General features: G+C 65.1%; 9 protein-coding genes and 1 pseudogene. 6 read left to right on the forward strand and 4 right to left on the reverse strand.

The annotated features are described in order from the left end of the window. Positions 1 to 308 precede the first annotated feature (308 nt). The 5 genes and pseudogenes from ACLMAJ_RS30515 (at position 309) to purM (ending at position 7064) form a co-directional block, all read left to right on the forward strand. A complete protein-coding gene (locus ACLMAJ_RS30515) occupies positions 309 to 1925 on the forward strand; it encodes an ABC transporter substrate-binding protein (protein WP_412017315.1) in 1617 nt (538 codons plus the stop codon). 98 nt (positions 1926 to 2023) lie between these two features. Further along, on the forward strand, positions 2024 to 3034 hold the full coding sequence (locus tag ACLMAJ_RS30520) for an ABC transporter permease (protein WP_412017481.1): 1011 nt from the start codon (positions 2024 to 2026) through the stop codon (positions 3032 to 3034). 92 nt (positions 3035 to 3126) lie between these two features. After that, positions 3127 to 3987 (forward strand): annotated as a pseudogene (locus ACLMAJ_RS30525) (ABC transporter permease); the annotation flags it as partial. 211 nt (positions 3988 to 4198) lie between these two features. Then, entirely contained in the window at positions 4199 to 5893 is a 1695-nt protein-coding gene (locus tag ACLMAJ_RS30530; RefSeq protein WP_412017316.1) for an ABC transporter ATP-binding protein, read from the forward strand. Positions 5894 to 5984: 91 nt separating this feature from the next. Next, on the forward strand, positions 5985 to 7064 hold the full coding sequence (gene purM / locus ACLMAJ_RS30535) for a phosphoribosylformylglycinamidine cyclo-ligase (protein ID WP_412017317.1): 1080 nt from the start codon (positions 5985 to 5987) through the stop codon (positions 7062 to 7064). Between the two features lie 176 nt (positions 7065 to 7240). Here the strand turns inward: purM and ACLMAJ_RS30540 are convergent, their stop codons facing one another. The 4 genes from ACLMAJ_RS30540 to ygfZ form a co-directional block, all read right to left on the reverse strand. Next, on the reverse strand, positions 7241 to 7462 hold the full coding sequence (locus tag ACLMAJ_RS30540; protein WP_412017318.1) for a DUF3073 domain-containing protein: 222 nt from the start codon (positions 7460 to 7462) through the stop codon (positions 7241 to 7243). Positions 7463 to 7636: 174 nt separating this feature from the next. Continuing rightward, positions 7637 to 8590: an asparaginase gene (locus tag ACLMAJ_RS30545; RefSeq protein WP_412017319.1), complete on the reverse strand. Its 954-nt coding sequence runs from the start codon at positions 8588 to 8590 to the stop codon at positions 7637 to 7639. Between the two features lie 133 nt (positions 8591 to 8723). Further along, the gene (locus tag ACLMAJ_RS30550; protein WP_412017320.1) at positions 8724 to 9425 is read right to left on the reverse strand and encodes an MOSC domain-containing protein; all 702 of its coding nucleotides are present in this window, start codon (positions 9423 to 9425) and stop codon (positions 8724 to 8726) included. 1 nt (position 9426) lies between these two features. Continuing rightward, a complete protein-coding gene (ygfZ, locus tag ACLMAJ_RS30555) occupies positions 9427 to 10593 on the reverse strand; it encodes a CAF17-like 4Fe-4S cluster assembly/insertion protein YgfZ (RefSeq protein WP_412017321.1) in 1167 nt (388 codons plus the stop codon). Between the two features lie 137 nt (positions 10594 to 10730). Here ygfZ and ACLMAJ_RS30560 point away from each other — a divergent pair, with 137 nt between their 5' ends. Further along, positions 10731 to 11651: an aminodeoxychorismate lyase gene (locus tag ACLMAJ_RS30560; protein WP_412017322.1), complete on the forward strand. Its 921-nt coding sequence runs from the start codon at positions 10731 to 10733 to the stop codon at positions 11649 to 11651. Positions 11652 to 11786: the final 135 nt, after the last annotated feature.

Below are 11786 nucleotides of genomic sequence, written 5' to 3' on the forward strand. Positions count from 1 at the left end.
TCAGTTGCGTTGGTTTAGCTTCCGCACGGCTGGGTAGCGGCTTTCTGCTGTCTATCCCCGTGTCCTGGCATCCTCGAGACATCACCACTGCTGTTTCCACGTGAACCTGGTCATTTGTCCGACGAAACACGGCGGCCTTTGCGCCATATGCAACGGCCGTTGACGCCCCGGCAATTTTTTCTTTGAAAACGCAACCTGTCGGAAATGGATCGTGGGTACGGTCCCGGATATATCGGAAGTTCACCGTGTCCGTACCGGTGCCTGTGATCCAGGAGAACGCGGTGCGGCGCTCGAGAAGTGGGGCCCTGATGTTGGTTGCAAGGACGCCTGGAGAACGAAGGCGGACCCGAGCTGTCGCGGCCATCGGCGCGTTAGCGCTGTTGGCTGCCGGACTCGCGGGCTGCGGTTCCGGTCGGACCGGGGAAGGAGGTGACGGTGGCGGTCTGGTCGCAGGCACCACGGACAAGATCTTCTCGTTGGATCCCGCTGCCGCATACGACAACGGATCGCTACTTGTCGAAACCCAGATCTATTCGTATCTGCTGAACTTCGCACCGGGCGATGCCACGCCGAAGCCGGATGCGGCGGAGAAGTGCGAGTTCAGCACGCCGACCGTGTACACATGCAAGCTGAAGTCCGGGCTGAAATTCGCCAATGGGAATCCGTTGACTGCCAAGAGCGTCAAGTTCTCCTTCGACCGGATGATCAAGATCAACGACCCCAATGGTCCCGCCTCGCTGATCGGCAATCTGGACAAGACCGACATCGTCGACGACCTGACCGTGGCGTTCACCCTGAAGGTTGCCAACGACCAGACCTTCCCCGCGATCCTGCCGACCCAGGCGGGACCGATCGTGGACGAGACGGTCTATCCCGCCGACAGGGTGTTGACCGATGAGGACGTGGTGAAGGCCAAGGGCTACTCCGGGCCGTACACCATCGCGAGCTACGACAAGAACAAGCTCGTCGAGTACAAGGCATTCCCGGACTACAAGGGCATTCTCGGCACCCCGAAGACCTCGACGGTGTCCACCAAGTACTACGCCACCTCCGACAATATGAAGCTCGACCTCCAGAACGGCGCGCTCGATGTCGGCTACCGGTCCTTCACGCCGACCGATATCGAATCGCTGCGCGGCAACGACAAGGTCAAGGTGGACGACGGCCCAGGCGGTGAGCTGCGGTACATCGTGTTCAACATGAACACCATGCCGGGCGGCACGCCGGAGCAGAAGCTCGCGGTGCGCAAGGCCGTCGCGTCCACCATCGACCGTCCCGCGCTGGCGGAGGGTGTCTATAAGAACACCTATACGCCCGCGTACGGCTATGTGGTGCAGGGCATGCCCGGCGCTTCCGAGCCGCTCAAAGATCTCTACGGTGCGAAGCCCAACAAGGACGCGGCCGCCAAGTTCCTCGCCGATGCGGGCATCGCGGCACCGGTCGAGCTCAACCTGCAGTACAACCCGGATCACTACGGCTCCAGCAGCTCCGAGGAATACGCGGCGATCAAGTCGCAGCTCGAGGCATCCGGGCTGTTCAAGGTCAACCTGCAATCCACCGAATGGGTGACCTACCAGAAAGAACGTGCGCGTGACAGCTACCCGCTCTACCAGTTCGGCTGGTTCCCGGACTACCCGGACGCAGACGACTACCTCACTCCGTTCTTCGCGCCGAACAACTTCCTGCAGTCGCATTTCGAGGACCCGAAGATCACCGCACAGCTGACCGCTGAGGTGACCGAGCCGGACAAGGACAAGCGGCTCGAGCTGATCAAGGCCGTCCAGCGTGACCTCGCGCAGAACTACCTCCCGACGCTTCCGCTGTTGTCTGGCAAGCAGATCGCGGTATCGAATCCGAAGGTTGCGGGGGTGCCGCAGACACTCGACGCCTCGTTCAAGTTCCGCTACACGGTCCTGAGCAAGTGACCTCTGGTGCAGCCGGGCTCGAGGAAACACCTCGGGCCCGGCGCTTCGGGCTGCCGCGCCGCGTCAAGGGGGGTGGCGGGGATTCTCGTCAGCTTGCGCTGTTGCGGTACTTGGGTGTTCGGCTGCTGCTCATCCTGCCGACCGCGTGGATTCTGGTGACGGTCGTGTTCTTCCTGATGCGGGTGATCGGTGATCCGATCAGTGCGGCGATGGGCGGGCGCCTGACCCAGGAACAGATCGAAGTGCGCAAGGAAGCGGCCGGGTTGAACCGGCCGATCCTGACCCAGTACTGGGAGTACATCCGAGGGTTGTTGCACGGGGATTTCGGTCATTCCCAGGACAATCGGCAGATCAGTGAAGTCGTGACGACCTACGGCGCCGCGACGCTGGAGCTGATGTTCTGGGCGCTGCTCGTCGCTTTCGCTGTCGGCGTTCCGCTTGGCAGATATGCGGCGACACATCGTGATTCGACCGCGGACGCCGGGTTGCGCATGTTCGCGATCCTGGCCTATGCGGCGCCGGTGTTCTTCGTCGGCATGGTGCTCAAGTTGATCTTCGCGGTGAAATTGGACTGGTTGCCTGTCGCGGGCCGGGCCAGCACGCCGGTGGAGTTGGAGCTGCAGCATGTTTCGCCGAAGACCAACATCATGGTGATCGACGCGATCCTCTACGGCGACGGAAGCTATCTCGTCGATGTACTGAAACATGCTGTGCTGCCAGCGATTGCGCTCGGCCTGCTGACCGCGGGCGTTTTCCTGCGGTTGGTGCGCATCAATCTGATCCAGACACTGCGCAGCGAGTACGTGGACGCCGCGCGGGCCCGCGGGCTGTCCGCGCGGGTGGTGACCGGCCGACATGCCGTGCGCAACGCGATGATTCCCATCGTCACGGTGATGGGCATGTACATCGCGATGATGCTCGGCGGTGCGGTGCTCACCGAGACGACCTTCGAGTGGAAGGGGCTCGGCTATCAGCTCGCGGAATATCTGCATCAACGTGACTTCATCGCGGTGCAGGGCATTGTCGCCTTCGTCGCGCTCGCCGTCGCGACAATGAGTTTCCTGGTGGATGTCGTTGTCGCGCTGATCGACCCGAGGGTGAGGTTCTGATGACCGCACCGGAATTGGCCAACGAGCCGCTGATCGTGCCACCGGTTCCGTCCGATGGACGCAGGCGGTTGCCAGGGGTGCGACTATTGACGATGACCGCCGGTTTGCAACGGGTGACCCTGATCATCGGTCTCGGCCTGGTCGCGCTGTTCGTGCTGACGGCGATCTTCGCGCCCTTGATAGCACCGTACGGCCTCGCCCAGAACTCTTCCGACGGAGTCGCTTTCGTCGCGCAGCAACCACCGTCGGGACAGCACTGGTTCGGCACGTCGGTCCGCAGCGAGGACGTGTTCTCCCGGGTGATCTACGGTGCGCGCACCGCGCTCTACACGATCGCGATCTCGCTGGTGTTGTCGCTGCTGGTCGGCGTGCCGCTCGGTCTGGTGTCCGGATACGTCGGCCGCTGGGTGGACCGGGTACTCGTGCTGTTCATGGACGCCATCTACGCGTTCCCGCCGCTGCTGCTCGCGATCGTGGTGTCGATCGTGGTGGCGGGCGGCCAGTCGAGCAGCTTCGGCGGTGTGCTCTCGGCCGCGGTAGCGATCACGGCGGTCTATGTGCCGCAATATTTTCGGGTGGTCCGCAATGCCACCGTCGCGGTGAAGAACGAACCGTATGTGGATGCCGCACGGGTCACCGGCGCCTCCACCACGCGAATTCTGTTCCGGCACATCCTCGCCAACGTCACCCAGTCCTTGCCGGTGATCATCACCCTCAACGGTGCCGAAGCCATCTTGACCTTGGCGGCACTTGGCTTCCTTGGTTTCGGTATCGAGCCGACCCAGGCCGCCGAATGGGGCTACGACCTGAACAAGGCACTCAACGATGTCTCCAACGGCATCTGGTGGACCAGCATCTACCCAGGTACCGCAATCGTCTTGGTGGTGCTCGGCATGACGCTGGTCGGCGAGAGCCTCAACGAGGCACTCAACCCACTGCTGCGGACCCGCCGTGCCGTTGCGGTTTCACTGGACGATAGTGCTGCCGTGCCGGCATCGGGTGGTATCGAGAAGTCCACTGCCACAGTGGAAGAAGGCACTGCTGTCAGTAGCGGCGGGGTGCCGCCCGATAAGGCAGATGAAGGTGAAACGGCCAGTGCCGCAGGTGAAAAGGATGCCGATGGCGACACCGCAGCAGACGCCGCGGCGCGGAAGGAAAAGACCGATGAGTGAGCGTGAGCCAGCTGTGGTCGGCGATCGTCGACCGGCGTTGTCGATCGAATCGCTGTCGGTCACCTTCGCCACCGACGCGGGCCCGGTATATGCCGTCAGCGATGTGTCCTATGAGGTGTTTCCCGGCGAGGTTCTGGCGATCGTGGGGGAGTCGGGCTCCGGTAAGTCGGTGAGTTCCCGCACGGCGATGGGGTTGCTGCCCGGCACCGCGCGGGTACGCGGGCTTGTCACCCTCGGCGCGGACGCCATCACCTCCATGAGCGAGAAGCAGCTCACCGCGGTGCGCGGTGGCGCGATCTCGATGGTGTTCCAAGAGCCCGGCCTCGCGCTGGATCCGTTGTTCACCGTCGGCTTCCAGATCTGCGAGGCGCTGCGGGCGCACAGCGACATGCGCCGCAAGGCGGCCAAAGCGCGTGCGGTGGAACTGCTTCGGCTGGTCGGTCTGCCGGACCCCGAGCATCGGGTCGACTTCTACCCGCATCAACTCTCGGGCGGGCAGAAGCAGCGTGTGGTGATCGCGATCGCCATCGCCTGCGAGCCGAAGGTGATCATCGCCGACGAGCCGACAACCGCGCTCGATGTCACCGTGCAGGCCGAAATCCTGGAGTTGCTTCGCGATCTGCGCGATCGCATCGGCAGCGCCATCGTGTTGATCACCCACAACATGGGTGTGGTCGCCGACCTCGCCGACCGGGTCGTGGTGATGCGTGAGGGAAGGGTGGTCGAGGAAGCTTCCGTGGATGAGCTCTTCGCGAATCCGCGCGCGGACTACACCCGTGCGCTGCTCGCGGCGGTTCCGCATCTGGGCACCGAGCAGCTCGAGCACGGCCCCCCGAAGGATGTGATCATCGCGGGCGACCAGGTGCTCGAGGTGTCGGAGCTGGTTGTCCAGTTCCCGGGTCCGTTCGGCAGACCGCCGTTCCGTGCGGTCGACGACGTGAGCCTGTCCATCGGACCAGGCGAGACACTCGGTCTCGTCGGCGAATCCGGCTCGGGCAAGTCGACCATCGGCCGCTGCGTCGCCGCATTGCAGCGCCCGACGTCGGGGGTGGTCCGGGTCCGTGGGCAGGACATCGCCAAACTCTCGCAACGGCAGCTGCGCCCGATCCGGTGCCGCTTCGGCTTCATCTTCCAGGACCCGGCCAGCTCGCTCAATCCGCGGCTCACCGTCGGCGACTGTGTCGCCGAGCCGCTGATCGTGCACAAGATGGGCAACGCGAAATATATTCGCGAGCGGGTACGTCACCTGCTCGACGACGTGCAACTGCCTGCGGGGACCGACCGCCGATATCCGCACGAGCTGTCCGGCGGCCAGCGGCAGCGTGCGAGTTTGGCAAGGGCGCTCGCACTCGACCCCGAGTTGCTGGTCGCCGACGAGCCGACCAGTGCGCTCGACGTCTCGGTGCAGGCCGCGGTACTCGAGCTGTTCGGGCAGCTGCAACGCGAATGTGGGTGGGCCTGCCTGTTCATCAGCCACGACCTCGCCGTTGTCGACCAGCTGGCAGATCGGATCGTGGTGCTGCGCGATGGCGCCGTCGTCGAACAGGGTGATCGGGATCAGATTCTGCGGAACCCGCAGCAGGAGTACACGCAGCGTTTGGTCGCCGCGGTGCCGGTCCCCGATCCGGTGGAACAGCGCCGTCGAAGGGCCGAGGCCGCCGGCCTGTTCAAGACCGAGCTCGGTTGATGAACATGACCGTGCACACCGGCTCGTTATCCGGCTCCGGTAGCGTGATCAGGCATCTATCCGCCGATTCGGTTTGGAGCTTTCCCCGAAAATGACTGAACAGACACCTAGTGGCGCCGGTGCCTCCTACGCCGCGGCCGGCGTGGACATCGCGGCCGGTGATCGCGCCGTCGAGTTGTTCGGACCATTGGCGAAGAAGGCCAGCCGTCCCGAAGTCCAGGGTGGCCTCGGCGGATTCGCCGGACTGTTCGCGCTGAAAGGTGGCTACCGCGAGCCGCTGCTCGCCGCCTCGACCGACGGTGTCGGCACCAAGCTCGCCGTCGCGCAGGCTATGGACAAGCACGACACCGTCGGCCTCGACCTGGTCGCCATGGTCGTCGACGATCTGGTGGTGTGTGGCGCCGAGCCGCTGTTCCTGCAGGACTACATCGCCGTCGGCAAGGTCGTGCCGGAGCGGGTCGCCGAACTGGTATCCGGCATCGCCGAGGGCTGTGTACAGGCGGGCTGCGCGCTGCTCGGCGGCGAGACCGCCGAGCATCCCGGCCTGATGGATCCCGATGACTACGACCTGTCCGCGACCGGTGTCGGCGTCGTCGAGGCCGACGCGGTGCTCGGCCCCGACCGGGTCCGTCCTGGCGACGTGGTGATCGCGATGGGTGCGTCGGGTCTGCACTCCAACGGCTACAGCCTCGCCCGCAAGGTGCTGCTCGATATCGACAGGATGTCGCTGACCGGGCACGTCGAGGAGTTCGGCCGCACGCTCGGCGAGGAACTGCTCGAGCCGACCAAGATCTACGCCAAGGACTGCCTCGCGCTGATCGCGGAAACCGATGTTCGCACGTTCTCACACGTCACCGGCGGCGGACTGGCCGCCAACCTGGGCAGGGTGCTGCCTGTTGGTCTGGTCGCGGAACTCGATCGTGGCACCTGGAGCCCCGCTCCGGTCTTCAAGATGATCGCCCAGCGCGGCCGGGTCGAGCGGGTCGAGATGGAGAAGACCTTCAACATGGGCGTCGGCATGGTTGCCGTCGTCGCACCGGAGGACGTCGATCGGGCGCTTGCCGTGCTGACCGCGCGGCACATCGAATGCTGGACTCTCGGCACCGTCAAGAAGGCCAAGGACGCGGACGCGTTGCGTGCGATCCTGGTCGGCGAGCACCCCAGGTTCTGACAGGCGCGGTCGCGGACAGACGGCCGAACCGACAACAGAGTCCCGCATCGGAAGATGCGGGACTCTGTTTCGTATGCAGGTTGTGTTGCAGGCCTAGATGTTTGCGTCCGCCGACAGGTCAATCGACGCATGAAAGCGGGGGAGGTCAGGACCTCCCCCTCGTACGTCGGCGTGTGTCAGCGGCGCCAGTCGTCGTAGTTATCGTCGCCGTCCCACGGGGGTCGCGACTCGTCGACGTCGTGCTCGTCGGAGATCACATCACTGCGCTGCGCGGTGTGGGGAGCACTGGTGCTTCCCCCCAACTCACGCTGAAGGCTAGTGAAGTCGGTCGACGGAGAGCTGTACTTGAGCTCACGTGCAACCTTGGTCTGCTTTGCCTTAGCCCGGCCACGGCCCATGGCTGACCCCCTCGCGTCACTGCGGGGCGGCCTGGGGTGGTTTGGCGGCCCCGTTCGAATTGATATCTTCCTGACAGACACTTTAGCGTGTGTCAGGCACTCTCGCTTCCAGGAGTGGGTGAAGAAGTCCTGGAGTGGTGCCGTTTGCTCGGTTGTCGCCCTCGGCGGCGGTGCCTACAGCACCCCGGGGATGGTCCGAATGACGCCGACTCTCGCGCTGCCGCCCAGTACCGCGGGGGCCGCGAGCTCGGTATGCGCGTCCGTCCAATCGATGCCCATTCGGTGCAAAATAGCCAGCGTCAGGGGGATTCGAGCCCGATCATGGCCGTCATCGATCTTGTACGCGAAGGCCGTTCCGTCCGGGAGGGCGCCGGCGTGCACGCCGTCTGCCCCGATTTTGCAGACCAGCCCGGGAGTCGCCTGCATAGTCAATAAATCGGGCGCTTTCGTGCCGGAAATCACTCGCGGATGCGCGCGAATCGCGTCGGCGACGCGCCGCTCGGGCGCTTCGGGGTCGGCGGTCGCCATAATGGCGAACGCGCGGGCCAGATTGACGAGCGAGACCGGGACGATCGGCAGCCCACAGCCGTCGATACCGAGATCGGTCTCAGGTTCTCCGGTGAGGTCGGTGATGGTGGCGATCACCGACTGCTGCAACGGGTGCGCCTTGTCGAGGTAGCCCTCGGTCGGCCAGCCGTTGATGGCACAGGTGGCGAGCATCGCGGCGTGCTTGCCGGAGCAGTTCATGTAGACCGGGCTCGGCTCGACGGAACCGGCGAGAGCCGCGGCCCGCGCGCGTTCGTCCGAAGGCAGGTCGGGCGGACATTCAAGGGCCTTCTCGTTGAACCCGAACCGGTCGAGCAGCCTGCGCACCAGCGCGACATGGTCCTGCTCGCCGTAATGCGAGGCCGTGGCGATGGCAAGCTCCGCGTCGTCGAGCGGCTCGAAGCCGTTGCGCAGCAGGGTGATCGCCTGCATCGGTTTATTGGTCGAGCGCGGGAAGATCGGCACGTGCACCTCGCCGAGTGCGAGGGACGGCTCGCCATCGGTGGCGAGGATCACCGCAGAGCCGCGATGCACGCATTCGCGGAAACCGGAACGGACGACCTCGACGAGTTCAACGCTCACGACTTCACCGCACTGATGCTCGGTGCCGCCGCGGACGCCGGGTCGATGGTTCGCTTGGTGCGCTGACTCACGCTGCTTCCCCTGTTCCGATGGACGCTGGGTGGATAAGACGCTGGGGGGATTATGCGAGCACTCATCGTTGCATTCCCGTCGCGAGATCATCGGCCCGCTGTTGCTCTGCGCGTTGCGCATTCGCATGTCGGCGCGTGTGCCGCTCGATCTGCATCCTGACATCGTCGGATATCGACGGTTCCTCGCGCAGCAGCAGTTCGAGTTTGTCGAGGTCGGTGCCGGTGAACAGGTCACGAACGGTGACGCCGTGCTCGGGGACATGCACCACCGTCACCTCGTCGCCTGCGCCGATCGTGCCCTCGGTCAGTACGCGCAGATAGCTGCCGGTATCGCTGCGCAGAGTGAAGCGCTTGACCCATCGGTCCTCGTCGGCCCAATGCTGGAAGGTGGCGCACGGCACCCGAGGCGCGCTCACCTCCAGCAACGTGTCGCCGATCGACCAGCGGGCGCCGAGCACGGCGTCGCTGACCGCGATTCCGGAGATACGCAGGTTCTCACCGAACCAGCCGGCCGGTAATTCGCGATCGAGCTCGGCTGCCCAGCGTTGGGCGTCCGCGTCGGCGTAGGCGTAGACGGCCTGGTGGGGGCCGCCGTGATTCTTGGTGTCGCACACATGGTCTCCGTCGAGGCCGAGTGCGGCTACGGCCACTCGATCGGGCATCGGCCGCTTGTCGATCGCGGTCTTGCCGACTCGCCCTGGCACTTCGACCTCGGCGTGCACCACGCAGACCGCGAGCACGCGGCCGGTGTCTTCGGAGTGCATGTCAGCGTCCGCGCAGGCGGTCGACCGCGAGCCTGCCCGCTTGTGGTGCGTCGTCGGCCGGTATCGAATCCGGGTCGATCGCGGCCGCACTCGGTCCGGCCGTCAGCGCGGTGTCCGCCGGGATGGTTCGTTTGACGAGGGCAAGGGCGATCGGACCGAGTTCGTAGTGGTCGATGATGGTGCCGATGCGGCCGACCGCCCGGCCGCCCGCGATGACATCGTCGCCGATCTCGGGGCGATTGTCGGCGGAGCCGTCGAGGTGAAGCAACACCAGGCGGCGCGGTGGTTTGCCGAGGTTGTGCACCCTGGCCACCGTTTCCTGCCCGCGATAGCAGCCCTTGTTCAGGTGAACCGCGCCGTTCTCGCTGATCTCGCCGATCCAGTGCGCCTCGTGCGGGATGGTTCGCTCATCGGTGTCCAGGCCGACGCGCGGCCGCAGAGCCGCGACACGCAGTGCCTCGAAGGTCCACATTCCGGCGGGTTCGGCGCCCGCGGTGGTCAGCCTGGTCCACAGGTCGGCGAGCTGGTCACGCGGCATCAGCAGGTCGAAGGAATCGGCGGTGGGCCAGGGCATCCTGCGCAGGAAACCGCCGCCGGGCAGCGGCACCGCGTCGTAGGTGCCCGGCAGCGGCTCGGTCAGACCCAGCGTCTCGGTCAGCGCGGCGACCTGCGGGCCGAGCAGGCTCAGCACCGCGTAATCGGTGGCCTCTTCCGGCTTGGCATCGGCCCAGAAGACCATCTTTTTCAGGAACTCGAGCAGCGCTGGTCCGCGGTCGGCCTCGGTGTCGATCCACAGCGTGCCGTCCAGATCGGTGAGCACGAAGTGGTGCAGCACTCGGCCGTTGAGATCGAGATCGAGATTCTCGGCCGACTTCCGGTCGCCCAGGTTCGCGATGTGCTGGCTGCTGATGGTGTGCAGCCAAGTCAGCCGGTCCGCGCCGGTAATGCTCAGCACGAATCGGTGCGACCGATCGATGATCGCCACTCGTTGCACGGCTGCGCGTTGCTCCCCGAACGGATCACCGTAGTGCCATGCGACGGCGGCATCCGGCGAACCGGGTACTCCCGCGACGGCGCCCGGGACAACAAGGATGGGGCTGGGTACAACGACCACGGACACGCTAACCACTCTAGGCGGGTCTCGACGCACGTGCCGTAGTCGGGCCATCGGCGGGTGTCGGATCGGGGAGTTACACAGGCAACCTCGGCCCATGAGTCACGGTCGGTCGGGTACCACCACAAAAGGGTCCGCGAACATTGCCGTGACATAGGCACGGCCAGCGAACAGGGCTTAGTCTTCCTCGCATGGTAGATCGAGTTCTGGTAACACTCGACGGCGCGGTCCGGGATGCGGACGCGCCGTTGTTATTTGCCGATGATATCGGCGTGCTTCGCGGTGACGGTGTCTTCGAGACGGTGCTGGTGCGGTCCGGCAATCCTTGTGCGATCGAGTTTCATCTAGGTCGGCTACGCCGTTCGGCGCAGGCGCTGGACCTGCCCGAGCCCGAATTGGGGCGGTGGCGCGAGGCCATCGAGCGCGCAGCGAAGGAATGGGGCACCGAACGCGAGGGCGTGATGCGGCTGGTGTGCACGCGCGGGCGCGACACCGAACTATCGGGTGCGAAGTCCTCGGTCACCTCCGGTGACCTCGCGGCGGCGGTGCCGGTGCCGACCTCCTATGTGCTGGTACTTCCGGTGCCAGAGCGGGTGCAGCAGGCCAGGACCGACGGTGTCTCGGTGGTGACGCTCTCGCGCGGCATCTCGGTGGATCTGGCGCAGGCCGCGCCGTGGCAGTTGCTCGGCGCGAAGACGCTGTCGTATGCCTCCAACATGGCGGCGCTGCGGTTCGCGCACCGGATGGGCGCGGACGACGTGATCTTCACCAGCACCGAGAATCGTGTGCTGGAGGGTCCGCGTTCGTCAGTGGTGATCGTGCGCGACAAGCAGTTGATCACGCCACCGGCGAAGAACGGGGTCCTGCCCGGCGTCACCCAACGGGCACTGTTCGCCGAGGCCGAGAAGTCGGGCTGGAAGTGCGAGTACAAGTCGCTGTTCACCGCCGACCTGCTCACCTGCGACAGCATCTGGATGCTTTCGAGCATCACGCTGGCCGCTCGGGTCAACTCGCTCGACGGCTTGCGCATGATGGCGCCGGACAATGCCGACGACATCATCGACCTGGTCAATCGGGGCGTTGGGCGGCCGGGGGCAATCGGAGATTGGTGAACGAAGTGGGACAGCTTCCCGTGATCTTCGTCCTACTACAACACGTAGGAGTCGCTCGCGAGCTTGGGAAATGAGCCATCCGAGGCCGAAAACTCGGTGTGTCGCGGCGTAAGACCCCTTGATCGTTCAAGCCTC

This window comes from Nocardia arseniciresistens, assembly GCF_046764875.1.
GTDB lineage: Bacteria > Actinomycetota > Actinomycetes > Mycobacteriales > Mycobacteriaceae > Nocardia > Nocardia arseniciresistens.

What these genes read in the sequence shown, in the direction of transcription:
- purM (WP_412017317.1), top strand. Translation starts at nt 5,985, where the DNA reads ATGACTGAACAGACACCTAGTGGCGCCGGTGCCTCCTACGCCGCGGCC.
- ACLMAJ_RS30515 (WP_412017315.1), top strand. Translation starts at nt 309, where the DNA reads ATGTTGGTTGCAAGGACGCCTGGAGAACGAAGGCGGACCCGAGCTGTC.
- ACLMAJ_RS30550 (WP_412017320.1), bottom strand. Translation starts at nt 9,425, where the DNA reads ATGCACTCCGAAGACACCGGCCGCGTGCTCGCGGTCTGCGTGGTGCAC.
- ACLMAJ_RS30540 (WP_412017318.1), bottom strand. Translation starts at nt 7,462, where the DNA reads ATGGGCCGTGGCCGGGCTAAGGCAAAGCAGACCAAGGTTGCACGTGAG.
- ygfZ (WP_412017321.1), bottom strand. Translation starts at nt 10,593, where the DNA reads ATGGCCCGACTACGGCACGTGCGTCGAGACCCGCCTAGAGTGGTTAGC.
- ACLMAJ_RS30530 (WP_412017316.1), top strand. Translation starts at nt 4,199, where the DNA reads ATGAGTGAGCGTGAGCCAGCTGTGGTCGGCGATCGTCGACCGGCGTTG.
- ACLMAJ_RS30560 (WP_412017322.1), top strand. Translation starts at nt 10,731, where the DNA reads ATGGTAGATCGAGTTCTGGTAACACTCGACGGCGCGGTCCGGGATGCG.